The following is a 19,134-nucleotide window of genomic DNA, read 5'->3' on the forward strand; positions in this document are numbered from 1 at the left end:
TCGATGACTCGATGTGAGGGATATCCACCTGTTCGTTCGTTGTCTCTCGTTCGCATTCAGGCGCATGCGCGCGTTTCTGCGCCGATCGGCCTTCAGCGGGATATAGCATACATGCTATAGTTGGGGCATGAAGATGATCGATGAACTCAAGGATGAGCGCGTGCGGCTTGGGTTGAGCCAGAAAGCGGTCGCCGAGGCGATGGGAACCACCCAATCGGCCGTGTCCCGCGCCGAACGCGTCGGCAATCCCACACAGGATTTTCTGCAGCGCTACAAAAAAGCGTTGGACGGCGCCTTCCGCTCCGAGAGCACGCTTGAGCTGGAGACGCTTAAACTCATCATCTCCAAAGTATGCCGACAATATGGATTGGCGGAAGTATGGCTGTATGGTTCCATGGCGCGCGGCGAGGCGCGGCCTGACTCTGACGTGGACCTGCTGTACCGTCTCGAACCCGACGCGCGCTTCGGTATGATGCAGCATGCCGCGCTGCTTGAGGAATTGCGGACCATGCTGGGCAGGGAGGTGTCGCTGACCTCATTGACTTCATTGGAACGTCATGCCGAAACGAGCCGGGCCAGCAGACGGTTCTTCAACCACATCAAACCCGACATGATCAAGGTGGCGTGATGTCCGGGACCATTCATGCCGATCGACGCTATCGCGACGAAACCAACCTGCTCCGTCTGGTTGAGCATCTGGAACACGCCTTCGCCGACGCGTCCCAGGTGGATTCGGCTGATGCGTTGGAATCCGACCGGAGGCTGTTCAATTCGGTGGCGATGGAGATGCTGCAGGCGCAGGAATCCGCGAGGCGATTATCCGATGAGTTCCTCTCGTCCGCGCCGGCCCTGCCGTGGAAGGAACTACGGGGATTGCGCAACATCATCGTGCATCAGTACGACGAGATCGAATCGCACGCGCTCTACGAATCGGCCACGGCGAACGTGAAATCGTTGCTCGAACAGTTGCGTCCCTACGTCGCAACGATTGAAGACGAGTGAAGTCCACGGTTTCGTCCCGATGCGCGATCGCGCGGCCCGGTGGCCCGTGTCACGCGCCTTATTGGCGCGAATGGCGGTTCGCGGCCCAGTCGAACAGCCGTTCCGGTAAGCCTTGGGCGTCGGAGCGGATGATCAGCGAAAAGGTGGCCTTGGCCATATCGTCGTCGATCGGCACCAGGGCGCGCCCCGTCATGGCATCCAGCATGAACGGGGCGTCCGTGACGAAGGTGCAATACGGCGTGGAATGGCGCAGGCGATCGAACACGCCGCGGTCGCGCTGTTCGATGAACGTGGAGTGCGGAAGGGACCGGTCCACGCGTTCGCGCCAGAAGCCGATATCGGTGAGGATCAGGAAGGTCTCGCCATCCAGCTGGTCCGCGGTGACGGATTCGCGGGCGGCGAGCGGATGATTCGGCGGCAAAGCGACGGAAAGACGCTCATGCATGAGTTCGCAGGATCGCAATGCCGGAGACGAGGGCTTCTGGGCTATGATGCCGAGGTCGAGCGTGCCGTCGGCCACATGCCGTTCCACCTCGCTTGAGGTCAGCGTGTCCGAAGTGAGCGTCTCCTGCGGGAAACGTTCCATCATCAGACTGGCGAGCAGACATAGCGGCGCCGGGGCGACGGTGCCCACCCTCACTGTTCGCGTGCGGCGGGCCGTCAGCTCGACGGCCTCGCGCATCAGACGGATGTCGCGCAGGATCTGCCGCGACCAATCCACCGCGGTGCGTCCCGTCTCGTTGAGGGTGATCCGCCGCCCCGTCCTGTCGAAAAGCGGATGATTGAATTCCGCCTCCAGCCGCTGCATGGAACGGGACAACGCCGGTTGCGAGACGCGAAGCGTCTGTGCCGCGGCGGACAGCGTGCCTTCGGCGGCGATGGCGTCAAGGGCACGCAGCTGGTCGAGTTCCATACCGGACTCCTTCGTTTCTTCTTGGGATGGTCTTGGGCGGTTGCGCCACCATTAATCCTACTTATGCGTCTGATGCATAAGCGGTTCCTTGTGTTGCATTGTACATACGGAATCAACTCCGTCAAAATAATGCATGTACGGTATTCAACTCATCAAGGAGTACGCATGCAGCATTTCACCATGAACAACGGCGCAGCCATCCCCGCATTGGGATTCGGTGTGTTCCAGATGACATCGAAGGAGGTCGATGAGCATCTGCCTCAGGCCATCGCCGCCGGCTACACGCATATCGACACCGCCAACGCCTATTTCAACGAAGTGGCCGTTGGTCGTGCCATCAAGGCGAGCGGCGTCAAGCGCGAGGACCTGTTCGTCACCACCAAACTGTTCCCGCAAAGCTACCCGTACGAGCAGTGCGCGCACGACATCGACGCGACGCTCGAACGCCTCGACATGGACTATATCGACCTGCTGCTGTTCCACCAGCCCTACGGCGACTACGTCTCCGGCTGGAAGGCGATGGAGGAGGCGGTCGCGGCCGGCAAAGTGAAATCCATCGGCCTGTCGAACTTCCCCGTGCATAAGATCAGGCAGATCCTCGACGTGGCCGATATCACGCCGGCCGTGCTGCAGGTGGAGATCAACCCCTACTGGAACCAGCACGCGCTCAAGAGCGAACTGGCCGATCTGAATCTCGTGTTCGAAGGCTGGTATCCGCTGGGACACGGCGACCAAACGCTGCTCGCCGAACCGGTGTTCGCCCGTTTTGCCGACAAGTACGGCAAAACCGCGGCGCAGATCATCCTGCGCTGGCACTTGCAGGAAGGCAACGTCACCTTCCCCAAGACCTGCGATCCGCAGCATATCAAGGACAATATCGACATCTTCGACTTCGCTCTTACCGATGATGAGATGGCCGAGATCAACGCGCTGCCGCAGCGCCCGTACTATACGGTGCCCGAAGAGGCCCCCGACTTCGTGCTGCGCCACAACGACTACAGCCAGCAGGCGTGACGGCGGAACATTCGCACAGAACGCACGACAGTCGGCGCGTGGCTCCGGAAGCCATGCGCCGCATCTCATGCCGAATCAGAAAGGAACATCACTATGGAATTCGTAACCCTCAACAATGGTGTGACTATGCCGATGCTCGGCTTCGGCGTCTTCCAGACTCCCGTCGACGACACCGAACGCTGCGTGCGCGAGGCGCTTGAGGTCGGCTATCGACTCATCGACACGGCACAGGCGTATATGAACGAGGAAGGCGTGGGCGCGGCCGTGCGCGGCAGCGGCATCGACCGTTCCGAGATCTTCGTCACCAGCAAGATCCATCTGATCAACCTCAACTACGAGCGCGCGAAGCGCTCCATCGACGAAAGCCTGGAGAAGATGGGGCTCGAATACATCGACCTCATGCTGCTGCATCAGGCCATGGGCGACTACCCCGGCGCGTACCGGGCGCTGGAGGAGGCGTATGAGGAGGGCAAGCTGCGCGCCATCGGCGTCTCCAACTTCTATCCGGAACGTCTTGTGGATGTGTGCATGCTGTCCAAGGTCGCGCCGGCCGTCAACCAGATCGAGACGCATCCTTTCCGACAGCAGGAGGAGGCGCATGCCGTCATGCGTGACCTCGGCGTCGCGCATGAGGCCTGGTCGCCGTTCGCCGAAGCGCAAAACGGCATCTTCTCCAACCCGACGTTGAAATCCATCGGCGACAAGCACGGCAAAACCGTGGGGCAGGTGGTGCTGCGCGCCCTGCTGGACAAGGGCGTCGCTGTGATTCCCAAAACCACGCATCGCGAGCGTATGGTGGAGAACTTCGATGTGTTCGACTTCCATCTCGACTCCGATGACATGGCCGCGTTCGCAGGACTTGAGGATCCGGACTTCCCGCGCATCTTCGACCATCTGAACGTCGAGACGGTCAGCAACCTGTACGCCAACTACATCAAGCCCGGTTTGGGTGAGACGCAGTATCTGTACTGACCAAGGTCGAGAAGACGGTTGGCGCCATGGGTTCTGAGATCCCTCGACTCCGCTATGCTCCGCTCGGGATGACGGCGTAGAGGGTTTGGCGCACGCATTCGCACGGGATGACGGCGTAAGGGATGTTTGGCGCACGTGTTCGCTTGGAGGTTTCACGCCGAGGGTGAACAAACGGGGATTCGGTTTTGACCTCAAGCGCTTGAAGTTTTTAACGTCGTGTCCATTGCGTCAAACGCATATCGAAAGGACACAACCGTGACGAACCATCTGAACTCCATCAACGGGCCCGCCGATCTGAAGAAGCTCGAGCGCGCCCAACTGCCCGAACTGGCCGACGAGATCCGCCAAGCGGTTCTCACCAAGGTCACCGCGGCAGGCGGCCATTTCGGCCCTAACCTCGGCGTGGTCGAGGCGACCATCGCCTTGCACTACGTGTTCGATTCCCCGAACGACAAAATTGTGTGGGACGTCTCCCACCAGTCCTACCCGCATAAGATCCTCACCGGACGCAAGGAGGCCTTCCTCGACCCGGCCCACTATCACGACGTGACCGGCTACACGCATCCAAGCGAAAGCGAACACGACCATTTCGTCGTCGGCCACACCGGCACCTCCATCTCCATGGCCGTGGGACTTGCCAAAGGCCGTGACCTGAACGACCGGAACGAGAACGTCATCGCCTTCATCGGCGACGGCTCGCTCTCCGAAGGCGAGGCGCTCGAAGGCCTCGACAACGCCGGCGCGATGGACACGAACCTCATCATCGTGCTCAACGACAACGAATGGTCCATCGCCGAAAACCAGGGCGGCATGTACGAGGGCCTCGCCGAACTGCGCGCCACGAACGGCGCTTCGGAACGCAATATGTTCCGCGACTTCGGCCTCGACTACCTGTATGTGGCCGACGGCAACGACACCGCCGCGCTCGTCGAGGCCTTCGAGCAGGTGCGCGACATCGACCACCCCGTCGTCGTGCACATCCACACCGACAAGGGCCGTGGATCCGCATGGGCCGATGAGAACAAGGAAGCCGGCCACTGGCGTCTGCCCGAAGCCGCGCTGAAGCAGATGGAGGAGGCCGGCCCCGTCGAAGACGTCGACTCCGTGACCGTGGACTTCCTGGAAGGCAAGATGAAGGCCGATCCCACGGTGGTCGCCATCACCGCCGCCACAGCCGGCTCCGGTTTCCCGCGCGACTTCCGCGAGCGCGTGGGCCGTCAGTTCGTCGACGTGGGCATCGCCGAACAGCATGCGATCGCCTTCGCCTCCGGCATCGGCAAGGCGGGCGGCAAACCGGTCGTGGAAATGTACTCCACCTTCATGCAGCGCGCCTACGACCAGCTGCAGCAGGACCTCGCCCTGCAGGGCAATCCGGCGACCATCATCATGATGAGCATGGGATCCATCGCGCCGGCCGACAACACGCATGCCGGCATGTACGGCATCGCCATGGCCAACACCATCCCCGGTCTGACGGGTCTGGCGCCGGCCACGCGCGAGGAATACCTCGCCATGCTCGACTGGTCCATCGACCGTGCGAACCGTCCGGTACTCATCGCCCAGCCCGGCTCGCTGTATTCCGAGGCCGATCTGGCCGCCGCTTTGGGTGAGCCGGTCGCCGAAGAGGAGTCGGATTCGTTCGGTGAGAAGGATCTGTCGTACCGCACCATCGCACGCGGTTCGAAGGTCGCGATTCTCGCGCTGGGCGACTTCCTGCAGCTCGGCGTGCGGGTTCGTGCCGAACTCAAGGACAAGCTCGACGTGGACGCGACACTGATCGACCCGCGCGTGTTCTCCGCCGTCGACGCGAACGCGTTGGACGCGTTGCGCGACGAGCATACGGTGGTCGTCACCTTGGAGGACGGCATGCTCACCGGCGGCTTCGGACGCGAGGTTGCGGCGCATTTCGCCGCCGACAGGACCATGACGGTGCTCAACTACGGTGCGGACAAGGAGTTCAACGACTGCGTTCCCACCGACGAACTGTTCCGTCGCTATCATCTCAACCCTGAGACGATCGCCGAGGAAGTGCGACTCGCGCTGTAAACACTAAGCCACACGCATGCTGCGGCTCTCTCCTACCTGTTCTGGCGGGGGAGAGCCGCCGTTTTTTCGGAAGAGGACGCTCGATTGACTTCAAGTACTTGAAGTCATTAGCGTGAACGGTATGACACAGCAGAACACCACAACCAGCCGGACGCAATGGCATACGATCCGCGAAGCCTCGCTGCTGAGCGGATTAAGCGAATCGACGTTACGCTACTATGAGCAGATTGGCATCATCCCGCCGGTGGCGCGCGATCCCAGCTCCGGACATCGTGTCTACAGCGAGCATGACATCGACGTGTTGCAGACCATCTCCTGCATGAACGCGATCGGCATGTCGCTCGACGCGATGCGGCAATATCTGGGCAATGCGACCGAAGTCATGTCCGCCGAGATGGGCGACGTCGATCCTCTGGTCGTGCGCGAACGGGCGAAACAGCAGGTCGAACTGCTTGATGCGCAGGCCCTGCGTTTGGCCGAACAGCTTGAGCGCATCAAAATCCAACAGTCCTACTGCGCGATCAAAACGATGTATTGGAACGCCGTGGCCGAGGGCCGCGCCGACGCCGAATGCATCCTCGACGAGAACCGCGATCTCTTCGAACAGGTGCGCCGCGTCGGCTGAGAGAACCGCGCTACCGGCGTTCGCGACAGGTCTGGCCGAGGCTGCGCGACAGGGCGATCGGGTCGAGCAGACGGTCAAGTTCCTCATCGTTGATCGTGGTACGTTCGGCCGCGACCTCGCGGATCGTGCGGCCGGACGTCACCGCTTCGGCGGCGACGGCGCTGGCCGCCTCGTATCCGATCGTGTCGTTCAATGCGGCGGAGATGGCGGGGGAGCGCTGCGCATGATGGCGTCCCGCTTCGATATCGACGATGATGCCGTCGATGCAGTTGAGACGGAATGTGTCCATCGCATTGGTCATCAGACGCATGCCGTCAAGGATCTCATGGACGATGAGCGGATCGAAGGCGTTGAGCTGCAGCTGCCCTTCGGCCGCCGCCCAGTTCACGGTCACATCCATGCCGAAGACGGTGAAGCAGCATTGGTCCACGCATTCGGGAATCACCGGATTCACCTTCGCGGGCATGATGCTCGAACCGGCCTGCCTCGCAGGCAGCGTCAGATCGCCGAAGCCGGCGCGTGGGCCCGAGTTGAGCAGTCGCAGGTCGTCGGCGGCCTTCTTCAGATGGATCGCCAGATTCTTCAGACATGCCGACGCCGCGATATAGGCGCTCATATCGGTCATAGCCGCCAGCGGATCCGGCGCGGCGGTGACAGGCAACCCGGTGATGCGGGCCAGATGTTCGGTCGCGGCCTTGCGGAAGCGCAGATCGGCGCAGATGCCGGTGCCGATGGCCGTGGCTCCGAGATTGAGCACGGTGAGCTCCGGTACGAGACGTTCCATGGCGGCCATATCGAGTTTAAGGAAACTCGCGAAGGTGTGGAACTCCTGGCCGAAAGTCATCGGCACCGCGTCCTGCAATTGCGTGCGTCCGAGCTTGACGTCGTTCGCATGCCTGTCGGCGAGGTCATGGAACGACCGGCGCAGCGTTTCGGTGGCGGCGATCAGCGGATGCAAGGCATCGACGATGGCGAGTTTGCACGCCGCGGGATAGGTGTCGTTCGTGGATTGCGAACGGTTCACATGGTCGTTGGGGTGGATGAACTCGTAATCGCCGCGGGTGTGCCCTGTTAATTCCAGCGCACGGTTGGCGATCACCTCGTTCATGTTCATGTTCGCGGAGGTCCCCGCGCCTCCCTGCAGCACGTCGACGGGGAACTGGTCGGCGAGTCCGCCATGCTCGATTTCGAGGCACGCCTGTTCGATTGCGGCGGCCTTGTCGTCGCTGATGAGACCGAGTTCGGCGTTGGCCGCCGCGCAGGCGCGTTTGACCGTCGCATAGGCTTTGACGAGTTCGGGATGGTCACCGTCCGTCGTGCCCGAGACGGGGAAATTCGCAATGGCTCGCTGTGTGTGGATGCCCCAATAGGCGTCGGCCGGGACGGCGAGTTCGCCGATGCAGTCATGTTCGATGCGGGTGTCTGTCGCGACGGATGCCGTTCCGCCTTCCGCGTGGTCGTTGTTCGAGATGTTTATCTGCGATGCGTTCATGTCGGTCATGTCATCATCATGGCCTATCGAAGGGTGAAACGCCATGGCCGATACGTCCGCCGTCCGCGAACACGTTCGTGAGGGTTGTCAGATGTTCGAACAAATCGTTGCCGACCGTATGCGCATGACTATCTCGACGGTTCGCATTTGGTTTTTCGGCCGGTACAGTTGATCTCATATATGTATTGAGCATACGGACGCCGGCAGGAGGGTACTATGGTCACGGCGAATCGTTCGCGAGTGGTGGTGGTCGGCACGGGGCAGGTCGGCTCGGCGGTGGCGTCGTCCATCGTGTTGCAGGGATTGACCAACGAGCTGGTGCTCGTCAACCATAATCCGGGGAAAGCGCGTGGACTCGCCATGGATCTGGCCGACGGATCGGAGTTCCTCGGCCGGTTCGTATCCATCCGTCACGGCGATTGGGATGATTGTTCGCAAGCCGACATCATTATCATCACAGCCGGGCCTCGGCCGGTCGAAGGGCGGACCCGTTTGGACGGGCTGATGGCCGCGGTCGACATCGTCACCCCGATGCTTGACCGCATCAGGGAATCCGGTTTCGACGGCATCCTCATCATGGTGTCCAACCCGGTCGACGTACTCAGCTGGTATGCGTGGAAACGCACCGGCCTGCCACGCGCGCAGGTCATCGGATCGGGAACGGCGCTCGACACCTCGCGTATGAAAACCATCATCGGAGAGGTCACCGGTCTTGACCCACGTACCGTGTCCGGATATGTGATCGGTGAGCACGGCGACTCTCAGTTCATTCCCTGGTCCACGGTGTCCTTCGTCGGCAAACCGTTCGCGCGATTCCTCGCCGACAATCCCGGCCGTTATCCAGGCGTCAGCCTGAACGGCATCGAGAATGCGACGCGTCGACGCGGCGACGAAATCAAGAACCGTCGCGGCGGCACCAGCTACGGCATCGCATCCACCGTGTCTGGGTTGGTCAAAACGATTCTCTGGGACGAACGCCGCGTAATCCCCGTTTCCACGCTGATCGACGGCGAATACGAATACGGCGAACGTGATGTGTTCCTCAGCCTACCGATTGGACTGGACGGTAGTGGGGCAAACGAATTCACCGACCTGCATCTGACGGCGGAGGAAATGGAGCGCTTCCATCATTGCGCCGAAGTCGTGCGCTCGCATTGCGCGCTTATCGCCGACAGACTGTAGACAGTCGGCCTTGTGCGTTGGCCGGAATGCGGGCATTGCATAGGTGTTGTTTGTTGCGTTCTCCGATTCGCCCGATCGGTCTTCCCCGTTGAGATGACCTTACGGTTGCGCTCGGTGAGCCCGCTATGATGTCTCGGTGGAAGAAAGGGCACTGACGGGGAGGTGGGACGCGTGGAACAGTTCGGCATTGTGCTCAATCAGCTGATCGGCATGGGTGTGATGATGCTGATCGGATATATCTGCGTACGTACGAACGTGTTGGGGGAGAAGGCCCTTGACGGATTGTGCTCGTTCATTCTCAAAGTCGGCATTCCGCTGATCGTATTCGCCACAGCGGTGTCCGGCACCACTCGTCACGACCTGATCGAATCGGGACAGATCATCGTGCTTGATCTGGTGATGTACGTGCTGCTGATCGGTTTGTTCACTGTTCTGTCCAGGGTGATGAGACTCAAAGCGGAACGCGGCCGTCTGTTCCGAGGCTCGTTCGTTTTTGGCAACGTCGGGTTTATGGGATTGCCGTTGTTCATGGCATTGTATCCGGACAGGGGTGCCCTCTATTTCGCCTTGTGCTCACTGGTAGATCAGACCATGATGTGGACCTACGGCGTGTGGACGAGCAAACGCATCGGAGAAGACGGGAAGACCGTGGCTGCCACGGATGGAGGCGGACGGGAATCGGATCGCGAACATCCTATGTTGGTCGTGCGAATGGCACGGCGCTTGCGCCCGATGCTGAGCCCCGCTCTTGTCGCTGTCGCTGCGGCGTTGGTGGTTATCATCTCCGGCGCGCGATTGCCCACGGATATGCTGGCACCGCTCAAAGCCATCGGATCCACCGCATCACCACTGTCTATGGTGTATCTCGGAGGACTGTTCGCGTTGCGTGACTGGATGGGGATTCTAAGAAAGCCGGAACTGTACGTCGGCATCGTGGCCAAAATGCTGATGCTGCCTATCGTGCTCTACATGCTGTGCATGGGCATACCTCCACTGTTCGGATTCGCGCTTGACCCCGATATCGTGCACACGATAACGCTCGCCTGCGGTATGCCCACGATGGTGGCGATGGTGATGTTCGCAGAGCGGGAACACAACCATCCCGAATATGCGATCGGCATGGTGATGGGCACCACCATCGCCAGCCTGTTCACACTGTCCGCGGTCTCTTACCTGGTGTTCTGATCATGCGGTTCGCATCGAGAACCAGCATGATGACGGCTTTGCTTGATGGTTAGGATTCCAAGGTTTCCAGCTGTTTGCGAATCTTGTGCAGTTTGGCGTAGATCTCGTTGCGCTGGGCCGGATTTTTGGCCCGTGAATGGTCTCGCTCGAGTTTGTCGGCCTGGGCCTTCAGCGTCGTCAACTGCTCGCGTCGGGCGATGCGCGCGTCCAGATCGGATCCATCGGCGGAATCCAGAATCGCCTGCGCGCACAGCACATCCCACGCCTCGTCCAACGTCGAACCCGCAAGTTCCAGCTGGGCCTCGCCGGCCGGCTTCCAGTCGCCTGCATACACCTTCGTGACGGGCGTGTGTCCCGGCCTGACCGGCACATTGCGGCGCACGGCGAGGGCGCACTCCTCGTGACGCGCGCCCTCGCGTTCCACCTCTCGCACCACGGCGAACACGATGCCCGAGGCGCGTTGGGAGGCGATATGGTCAACGACCTCGACCGGCACATCCGTGCCGGAGACGCGCAGGCCGATCACCAGGATCTCACGGAAGCGCTTGCCGTCGGCGAGGCCGGTGTTCGCCGCGCGCATCAGCGACAGCATGGTGATCGACTCCACCTCGTTGGCATAACGCTGCTTGAGTTTGGCGGAGACCGGCGCCTTGGCCATGAACATCTGCTTCGGCAGCGTGCCTTTGGCCGCGGGAATCGCCGTGGAGGCGGGCAGTCCCAATGTCAGTGCGGAAACCGTGCCGCAAGCCGCTGCAGTCATCATCGACCTTCTTTCGCCGGAACATATCGTTGGCCCCGACTCTACCAGTCGAACCTGCGTCACGCCGTGCGCGTCCATGAGTCGGGCCGGTCGCCGCGCTCAGGCCTGCGCGTGCCCAAGCCATGTTTGGTTGTTTTTCTAATTTATGAATATTCGCGGCGAGAAGTGTTCGACATATGTCGGGCGATAGCACTTGTTATGTCTTTAATGCATCATTCGACATTTGTTGAGTGATGCATGTTTTACCTTCGCGTCATAGATGAGGAAGATCATACGACACATGTCGAGTGATGTGGGGAGAATACCGTTATGGTTATGAAACAGCCCGAGGTCACCGCCAAGACGCGCAACCGTCTGCGCCGCGCGTTCTGGATGCTGTACGAACGCCAGCCCATCGAGAAGATCACGGTGCGGCAGATCACCGATCTCGCCGGCTACAACCGGGCCACGTTCTACATGTACTACACCAGTGTGCTCGATCTGCGAGAACATGTGGAGGATGATTTCATCACGCGCCGCATAACCGCCATACGGGACGCCATCGTCGATTTCAGCGATCCGGACAGCATCCGCATCAATCTCGCCGCGTTTCTCGATCAGAGCGCCAGGGACAAGCCTTTTCTCAAAGTGCTGCTTGGACCCCATGGCGACCCCGCCTTCGTGGAGAAGATGAAGGAGGCCGTCAAACCGCTTATGATGCCTCTTGTCGAGCGGCATATCAGCAAGGACGCCACGCCCCTGCACGCGGAATATGTGCGGGAGTTCTATTTCTCAGGCGTCCTCGCCGTGGTCCGCCGGTGGCTCACCGACCCCGACCCCATGCCCACCGAGGAGCTGCTTGAGCTCATCGTCGGCGTGTTCATGCCCGACGTCAGCGTCGAATAACGCGCGCGATCCGTCTAAACGATTCGGCTTCCTAGCGCGCGGGCATGCGGCGCGAAGGGAGGTAAACGATCAGCGAGCCGAGCACCAGCGCGGCGGTGACGGCGAGGGAGATCGGATAGACGAGCATAATCGACTCGAACGAGCGGTGGGAGGGGAACACCAGCATCACCCAGCCGATACGCGTGCCACACACGCCGAGCACGGTGAGCAGGGCCGGTACCAGCGAGATGCCGAATCCACGCAGATATCCGGAGGCCATCTCGTAGGCCATGGAGAAGATATAGCCGATGAACACCATGGTCAAGCGGATGTAGCCGATATCGACAGCCTCGGGATCATGCACGAAAATCATCAGCAGACTGCGGCCGAACAACAGCACCAGCGTGATCGCCGCGGCGGTGGCGACCACATCCTCCAGATAGCAGATGGCGAGCACCCTGCGGCATCGACCGACCTGACGGGCGCCGTAATTCTGCCCGGTGAAGGTGGAACACGCCTGGGCGAAGGAGTTCAGCACCTGGTAGGCGAACACCTCGATGTTGAACGCGGCGCTGGAAGCCGCGATCACCGTGGTGCCGAGACTGTTGATCGCGCCTTGGATGATGACGTTGGCGAAGGCGAACACCGCGCCTTGGATACCGGCGGGCAGGCCGATGCGCAGAATCGAACGCATGGCCATCATATCCACGCGTAGCTCACGCAGATCCACATGAATCGGCGCGTCGGTGCGCACCAGCAGACGCAGCAGCACCAGCGATCCGAAGGCGTTGGAAAGCACTGTGGCGGTGGCGACGCCCGCCACGCTCATATTGAGCCCCGCGGTGAACGTGAGTCCCAGCGCCACGTTGAGCACGCCCGCCATGGCGAGCACCTTCAGCGGTGTGGCGGTGTCGCCCACGGAACGGAAGATCGCCGCCTCGAAATTGTAGAGCAGGATCACCGGCAGACCGATCAGATAGATGCGCAGATACAGCAATGCGAGCGGATACACGTCGGCAGGCACGTTGAGCATGCCCAGAATGGCGGTGGCGCCCAGCTCGCCGATGACCAGTGCCGCCACGCCGCCGGCGACGGCCATGACGATCGCGGTATGCACCGCCTTGCGCACGCCGTCCATGCTGCCGCGGCCGATCGCGTTGGCGATCACCACATTCGCGCCCAAAGACACGCCTATGAAGAAGTTGATGACCAGCATGACGATGAAACTGTTCGCGCCCACAGCCGCCACGGCCTGCGTGTCCTCGCCGCCCGAGAAATTGCCGACGATGGCGACGCCGGTCGCGTTGAACAGCTGCTCCAGAATGCCGGTGGCCGCCACCGGCAGCGCGAACATGAGCACACGGTTCCAAATGGGGCCGTGCAGCATGTCGATCGCGCTTTTGCCGCCTTGCCCGTTCTTCCCATCCGTCGTTTCGACCGCGCGCTCGCCTTCCACCGCAACCATCCCTTTCGCCCTCTGCTCCATATGCCGGCAGGCATTATAGAATCACGGGTCCTCGAGGAACAATAGCCGTACGCTATGCAACGCTATAGCGAAACGGCATGACGGGTGGGTTGAAGAAGGATGCCGTTCAGCGCCGGTAGAGCGTCGCGCCGGTCTCGTCGGCGATGGCGACGTGCGGGTTCTGATCGTCGGTGATATCGAGATCCACGACGATGCTGTGCGTGCCGTCGGCGCTGGTGGCGCGGTAGACGTAGCGTGTGTTCTCCAATGTCAGGGCTTCGGTCCTCGCCTCGACCAGCCATGGGTTGCGTCGGCGCAGCCCGATCAGATCCTGATGGGCTCGGTAGATGGTTTCGCCCAATCGGGAAAGCTCGATGGGGGAGTCGGGGAATTTCGGGCGGATGTCGTCGTCTCCGCCGAAGCGCTCCTGTTTGATGCCCGTATAACCCTGTTCGTCGCCGTAGTAGACGCTGGGCACGCCGCCGACCGTCATCAGCACGGCCAACGCGAGCAGCGCCTTGGATTGGCCGACCTGCGAGGCGATGCGCGTCACGTCGTGGTTGCCGATGAAGGTCTGCGGCACGAATGCGTCAAGGAAGGCGTTATGCCGTTGCAGATTCCAATCGAGTTCGAAGAAGTTGTCGGTTTCCAGACTGTGCTGGATGGACTTCCACAACTCGTATTGCGTGACCGAATCCATACCGGATTCGCGCACGATGGCCGGATAATCGCCGTGGATCACCTCGCCGAATATCCAAGCTTGCGGATGGCTCGCGCGCACCTGCGGCAGCACCCGCGTCCAGAACGACGGCGGCACGGCGTACGCGGCGTCCAGACGCCAGCCGTCCGTGCCGCGGTCCAGCCAGTATCCCATCACATCGGCGACCAAATCCACGGTCCGCGATGCCGTATGGTCGAGGTCGACCAGCGATCCGTGCCCCTCGAACACGTCAAGTGAGGGATTTCCCTCACCGTCGCGCTCCACTCGAATCATCCCATGCCAAGGGTTGTCCGCGGCGGCGAGTCTGCCGCAAGCCTCATCCAATGCCGCCTGAACGGCCGGATGCTCGCGCCCCACATGATTGAACACGCCATCCAGAACCAGCGTGAGCCCCTTGGCATGGCAAGCCGAAGCGAGTCGGTCGAAGGCCTCGTCGCCGCCGAGCCGCATGTCCACGCGTTTGTGATCCAACGTGTCGTAACCATGTGACGAGGATTCGAAAATCGGTCCGAGCAGCAATCCGGAAGCGCCCAGCTCGATCGCGTAATCCAGCCAGTCGACCAGCGCGTCGAGACCGCGCCCGTTGAAGCCATGGCCGTATTGACGGCGGATGTCGCATCCGCAGAATCCCAAGGGATACACCTGCCAGAACATGCCGTAGCGCACCCAATCGGGCATGGAGTGAGGCGTAAATGCGTCGGTCATCATATCTCCCGTCGGTCGGGTCCGCGGTCAGGTCATTGGCACCATTGTTTCATGCGGGGCGCGCGGACGGAAGTAGGCACCGTCCCGGAGCGGTGCCTAGTTTGCGATACGGAAGCCTTGTGCGGGAGGTCTCAGGCCCCGCACGGGCTCGCCGTTACTTCTTGCCGCCGAACAGACCGCCGACGGATCCGAGAATCGACTGTAAGGCATCGCCTTTCATGAGATTCTGCGCGAGATCGCCCAGATCGCCGATGTCGAAGCCTTTGCCCTGCAAAGCGGAGGTAAGGGCGCCGACGACCTCGGCCACCTGCTCGTCGCCAAGCTTGATGCCGGTCACCTTTTCGATCATGGCACCGGGGTCGACACCGAAGGACTTCAGCATCTGCGGATTGTCTTTGATGGCGTTGGCGAGCTGATCGACGATCTGCTGATGTCCGGCGTCACCGGCTGTTTTCTGTGTCATGGGTGCACCCTTTCTTCGCTCTGATGTGTGTTGACTGGTCCATCGTCGCACGCTGGAAGATGTTTGACTGGTCGACTTGCGCAATCTTCGTGCGTAGGCGTACCGCTTTCAGGTATGTTGCGCCGCCTGCTCCCCGTCTGAGGAAGAGTCGCGTCCATATAATCGCGGTTGTTGCCTGTAATTCGACGATGGAGAGCATCATGGCAGAGAAGAAGAGCCCGGCGAAGCGCGTCAGCAAGCGCGTCGACGATCCCAAAGACCGCAAGTTCATCGACCGTTCCACCGGTGAGAGCGTCACGGATGTGAAAGCCCACAGCGTCTCGGGCGTCGACTTGGACGCCTCGCACGCGCGCCGCCGCTCCCAGGCCATGCCGCTGCGCATCGTGGCGTTCGTGCTATGGCTGGTCGGCATCGTGATGGAGGTGCTGGCCGTGCTGGAGATGAACGGCACCTTCAACTTCCCTGGACTCGACCGCATGTGGTGGGTCATCATCCTGCTGGTGGTCGACTTCGGATTCGTGCTGGCCGGCTCGCTGACGTGGAACCGCGCCAACAGCATCGATCCGGCATCCAAGAAGAACGCCGTGGCCTACTGGATCCAGACCGAACTCGGCGTGATCATCGCGGTGATCGCGTTCGCTCCGATCATCCTGCTGACCTTGATGAATAAGGACCTCGATAAGAAAACCAAAACCGTATGTTCCATTGTGGCCGGCGTCGCGCTGGTCGCGGCCGGTCTTGGTGGCGCCAACTGGCAGCCCACCACCTCCGAAGCGTACGATCAGGCCGAGGTCGCCGCCGCGCAGCTCGCCGACGACGGCGAGGTGTACTGGACCGCATCCGGCGACGTGTACCACTTCAATCCGGACTGCCCGCATCTCAAGCGTTCCGCCGAAATCTACTCCGGTACCATCGAGGAGGCGTTCGCGGACAACCATAAGACCCGCGCCTGCAAGGATTGCGCCACCGAGGGTGGCCGTTACGTGCTGAAGGACGAGGCGGACGATTCCTCGCAAAGCGACGGCTCCGACGAGTCAGGCGATACCGGAGACGAACCCGACGGCTCGGCCGACGCCGAAACCGTCGACGAGGAGTGACCTACTTTATTTGCTGTTCATGCGGCCAGTGACGGTTGCACTGACCGCATGAACAATGTCAATCGGTTGCCCTCAGTCTTTCCACAATGCTTTGCTTCTCCAGATTCTTGAAACAGATATAGGGGATCAGAGTCGCAAGCGCAATCAGAACAGGCGTACAGATCACCAGCGGCAACAGCGTGAAGTGGAATGTCGCCGTCCAATCGGTCGACACCATCATACGGACGACGATTCCCACGGCCAGAGCGCCCAAAACGTAGGATGCCAGCAAGGTGCTTCCGGCGTAGTACAAGCCCTCGTCGATCAGCATGCGTCGAAGCTGTCGCTTTGTCATGCCGATGCTCTGTATCATGGCGAATTCTTTCCGCCGGGAGATAATCGCCGTCAGCATGGAATTGATGAAGTTCAACATGCCGACAAAGGCGATAATCAGGCTGATGGCGAAGCCCATAACCGTATTGGCCCGTGTTTGTTCCTGATAATGCTCAATCAGAGTGGATTTCGCAGTATAGTTCAGGGATTTATCCACGTTGTCGCGGTGGTCGACCAGCATGTTTTCCGCCTGAGGCTGGTGTTCCTCCGCCACATCAAAGAACAGCTTTCGCAGGGTGTTGTTCGGATGCGTCTCCCGGAATGCGTCTGCCGGAAGATAGAACGACAGGAAATCCTGCGTACCGCTGTTGACACCCTCCGTGATCGTGGGTATATCCGCCACAATCGCCATCACTTCATACTGCCGTCCGTCCAGCTCCACCATATCCCCAACGGAATAGGTCGGCTGGGTTTCCTTCTCACTGTCCTCTGCGCCGGTGGCCGCCTCCATCACCACATAGCCCCCGGACAGGAACGCATCCTTATCAAAGGTGCCATCCAATATCCGGCCGTCTTGTGCGAAAGCGTCCAGTATCAGGCCGTCGACGCCGTACATCATGGAAACGCATTCGCCGCTTTCGATCATGTCATGGTAGGCTTCGGCCAGCCCCGAGTCCGTTGCTTCAATGTAGGCGATTCGTTCGTCAGCATGGTAGTAGGTCTGGATATTTTCCAGTGCGGAGGCCCCGATCTGGTGGGTGAATACTTGTGAGTACAAGCGGCCCGTGGCTTCCAGCCCGGAAAGCCCCTCAATGTTCTGTACCAGCTCCGGGGAAATGGTTGTGCCGTAGGGATTGTAGGTTCCGAAGGTGGAGGAAATCGAGCTGTCCTCTACCTCAAAATCACTGATAACCGTCTGGCCCATATATTTATCGATATCGAAGCTGGCGTTTTTCGCAAAGACGCAGGAAAGCAGCACAAGCCCCAGCGTCAGGGAGCAGATCACCGTAATGGTGCGCTTCGTGTTCCGCCCCAAATTGGCCAGCGCCATCTTCGGGATGCTTGCGCCGCCGGTGCTTTTCTTGATTTTTCGTGTGCTGACGGTGCCTGCGTCGGTGTAGTGCAGGGCCTCCATCGGGGAAACCTTGCCGGCGATTTTGGCGGGCCTCATGCAGGAGATCAGAACGGTCAGATAGGCGAACGCCGCAGAGCCAATGAAGATATAGGGATTGACCGCTGCTTTTGCCTCTCCTGTTGTCCCGGTTATCATCACCGGCACCAACACTGCTCCCAGCAGATACCCGATTCCCAGCCCGATAGGAATGCCGATTAGCGACAAACGGTTGGCCTGCCCGTAGATCATCGTCTTGAGCTGCTTTTTGGTGGTTCCCAAAGTTTTCAGCCTGCCATAAAAGCGGATGTCTCCGGCGACGGAAATCTGGAAAATGTTGTAGATAATCAGATACCCGCTGGCAAATACCAACACCATGCAAATTGCCATCGGCAGCACTTCGCGGATGATGTTCTGGTTCATGGTGGCGTCATAGGCAGCATTGGGAGAAAAGAACACGTCGGACAGCCCGGTGTCGGCTACGATCCGCTCCGCTGTCCCTTCCAGATCGTCGTCATTGTGAAGATCGAGGTGGAGCATCACGGTTCCCAAAACCTGCCCGTTCGCAAGCTGCGTTTCCTGGTCGATATCTGCACACTGGATTTGGACGAAGGCTTCGGAAACCCATGCCATGCTTGCCATAGCGGCGGAATTGCCGTCCCAATATCCGGAGAGGACGAAGGTGCTGGTGGTGTATTCATCAGAAGTTAAATCCTTGCGCCATTCAAGGGTGATTTCTTGCCCTAATTCATAAGGCAGCCCCATCTTGTCAAGGGTGATGGTGTCCAAAGCGATCTCGTTTTCCCGTACCGGCATGGTTCCCGTTGTAGGGTAGGAAAAGCTGGAACGAGCGTAGTTTTCATCGGCATAGCGGATTTCCACCTGCCGCCCGGTCAGTTCCTTATTTTCGGCCACGCCTATGATCGCGCTTTTCCCGTAGTCCCGAACAGCTTGGTGGGTGATGATTTTCTCCGCATCGGCGTCCGTCATGGTGCCGGAGCTCAAATGGCTGTTATATCCGGCCTGCTGGAAATTCATGTTCCGTATATTGTCCACCATGCTTTGTGACAGGACGAACAGGGATGTGAACATAACCGTTGTGAGGATAATGGCGAAGACGGCGATCAGGTTGCGGGTTGTATTCGCCTTGAAACTGCGGTTTGTCAGTGTGCGAATGATTGATTTCTGTTCTTTCATGGTGTCGC

General features: G+C 60.3%; 17 protein-coding genes. 10 read left to right on the plus strand and 7 right to left on the minus strand.

Going from position 1 to position 19,134, the window contains the following annotated elements:
* Window positions 1-127: 127 nt before the first annotated feature.
* Together BE0216_RS00850 and BE0216_RS00855 are read left to right on the plus strand one after the other, a co-directional pair.
* Window positions 128-628: a nucleotidyltransferase domain-containing protein gene (locus tag BE0216_RS00850; RefSeq protein ID WP_226805665.1), complete on the plus strand. Its 501-nt coding sequence runs from the start codon at window positions 128-130 to the stop codon at window positions 626-628.
* A complete protein-coding gene (locus tag BE0216_RS00855) occupies window positions 628-1,002 on the plus strand; it encodes a HepT-like ribonuclease domain-containing protein (RefSeq protein WP_094636342.1) in 375 nt (124 codons plus the stop codon). Before BE0216_RS00850 ends, BE0216_RS00855 begins: the two co-directional genes overlap by 1 nt.
* Before the next feature lie 58 nt (window positions 1,003-1,060).
* Here BE0216_RS00855 and BE0216_RS00860 read toward each other — a convergent pair whose 3' ends face one another.
* On the minus strand, window positions 1,061-1,915 hold the full coding sequence (locus BE0216_RS00860) for a LysR family transcriptional regulator (RefSeq protein ID WP_094636341.1): 855 nt from the start codon (window positions 1,913-1,915) through the stop codon (window positions 1,061-1,063).
* Window positions 1,916-2,080: 165 nt separating this feature from the next.
* On the opposite strand from BE0216_RS00860, the gene BE0216_RS00865 reads away from it, so the two are divergent.
* The 4 genes from BE0216_RS00865 (at window position 2,081) to BE0216_RS00880 (ending at window position 6,572) form a co-directional block, all read left to right on the plus strand.
* Window positions 2,081-2,929 (plus strand): aldo/keto reductase, encoded by an 849-nt coding sequence (locus BE0216_RS00865; RefSeq protein ID WP_094636340.1) that lies wholly within the window; start codon window positions 2,081-2,083, stop codon window positions 2,927-2,929.
* A 93-nt stretch (window positions 2,930-3,022) separates the two neighbouring features.
* Window positions 3,023-3,901, plus strand: a complete 879-nt coding sequence (locus BE0216_RS00870; RefSeq protein WP_094636339.1) for an aldo/keto reductase — start codon at window positions 3,023-3,025, stop codon at window positions 3,899-3,901.
* A gap of 255 nt (window positions 3,902-4,156) precedes the next feature.
* Window positions 4,157-5,947, plus strand: a complete 1,791-nt coding sequence (locus BE0216_RS00875; protein WP_094636338.1) for a 1-deoxy-D-xylulose-5-phosphate synthase — start codon at window positions 4,157-4,159, stop codon at window positions 5,945-5,947.
* A gap of 121 nt (window positions 5,948-6,068) precedes the next feature.
* Window positions 6,069-6,572, plus strand: coding sequence for a MerR family transcriptional regulator (locus BE0216_RS00880; protein WP_094636337.1), 504 nt, complete (start codon window positions 6,069-6,071; stop codon window positions 6,570-6,572).
* Window positions 6,573-6,582: 10 nt separating this feature from the next.
* Here BE0216_RS00880 and BE0216_RS00885 read toward each other — a convergent pair whose 3' ends face one another.
* A complete protein-coding gene (locus BE0216_RS00885; RefSeq protein WP_404801799.1) occupies window positions 6,583-8,073 on the minus strand; it encodes an aspartate ammonia-lyase in 1,491 nt (496 codons plus the stop codon).
* 207 nt (window positions 8,074-8,280) lie between these two features.
* Between BE0216_RS00885 and BE0216_RS00890 the strand changes: the two genes are divergently transcribed.
* Both BE0216_RS00890 and BE0216_RS00895 read left to right on the plus strand, forming a co-directional pair.
* On the plus strand, window positions 8,281-9,246 hold the full coding sequence (locus BE0216_RS00890) for a lactate/malate family dehydrogenase (RefSeq protein ID WP_094636336.1): 966 nt from the start codon (window positions 8,281-8,283) through the stop codon (window positions 9,244-9,246).
* Window positions 9,247-9,417: 171 nt separating this feature from the next.
* On the plus strand, window positions 9,418-10,431 hold the full coding sequence (locus tag BE0216_RS00895) for an AEC family transporter (protein ID WP_094636461.1): 1,014 nt from the start codon (window positions 9,418-9,420) through the stop codon (window positions 10,429-10,431).
* A gap of 49 nt (window positions 10,432-10,480) precedes the next feature.
* On the opposite strand, the gene BE0216_RS00900 is transcribed toward BE0216_RS00895, so the two are convergent.
* Entirely contained in the window at window positions 10,481-11,194 is a 714-nt protein-coding gene (locus tag BE0216_RS00900) for a DUF4391 domain-containing protein (RefSeq protein ID WP_094636335.1), read from the minus strand.
* A gap of 306 nt (window positions 11,195-11,500) precedes the next feature.
* Here BE0216_RS00900 and BE0216_RS00905 point away from each other — a divergent pair, with 306 nt between their 5' ends.
* Entirely contained in the window at window positions 11,501-12,076 is a 576-nt protein-coding gene (locus BE0216_RS00905) for a TetR/AcrR family transcriptional regulator (RefSeq protein ID WP_094636334.1), read from the plus strand.
* Window positions 12,077-12,107: 31 nt separating this feature from the next.
* Here the strand turns inward: BE0216_RS00905 and BE0216_RS00910 are convergent, their stop codons facing one another.
* From BE0216_RS00910 to BE0216_RS00920, 3 genes are all read right to left on the minus strand, one after another.
* On the minus strand, window positions 12,108-13,520 hold the full coding sequence (locus BE0216_RS00910) for an MATE family efflux transporter (protein WP_094636333.1): 1,413 nt from the start codon (window positions 13,518-13,520) through the stop codon (window positions 12,108-12,110).
* 127 nt (window positions 13,521-13,647) lie between these two features.
* Window positions 13,648-14,949: an alpha-amylase family protein gene (locus BE0216_RS00915; RefSeq protein WP_094636332.1), complete on the minus strand. Its 1,302-nt coding sequence runs from the start codon at window positions 14,947-14,949 to the stop codon at window positions 13,648-13,650.
* A 151-nt stretch (window positions 14,950-15,100) separates the two neighbouring features.
* Window positions 15,101-15,409, minus strand: coding sequence for a hypothetical protein (locus BE0216_RS00920; protein WP_094636331.1), 309 nt, complete (start codon window positions 15,407-15,409; stop codon window positions 15,101-15,103).
* Window positions 15,410-15,609: 200 nt separating this feature from the next.
* On the opposite strand from BE0216_RS00920, the gene BE0216_RS00925 reads away from it, so the two are divergent.
* On the plus strand, window positions 15,610-16,506 hold the full coding sequence (locus BE0216_RS00925; RefSeq protein ID WP_094636330.1) for a hypothetical protein: 897 nt from the start codon (window positions 15,610-15,612) through the stop codon (window positions 16,504-16,506).
* Between the two features lie 58 nt (window positions 16,507-16,564).
* On the opposite strand, the gene BE0216_RS00930 is transcribed toward BE0216_RS00925, so the two are convergent.
* The gene (locus BE0216_RS00930; protein WP_094636329.1) at window positions 16,565-19,126 is read right to left on the minus strand and encodes an ABC transporter permease; all 2,562 of its coding nucleotides are present in this window, start codon (window positions 19,124-19,126) and stop codon (window positions 16,565-16,567) included.
* Between the last annotated feature and the right edge of the window lie 8 nt (window positions 19,127-19,134).

Origin of the sequence: Bifidobacterium eulemuris, assembly GCF_014898155.1 — a bacterium.
GTDB lineage: Bacteria > Actinomycetota > Actinomycetes > Actinomycetales > Bifidobacteriaceae > Bifidobacterium > Bifidobacterium eulemuris.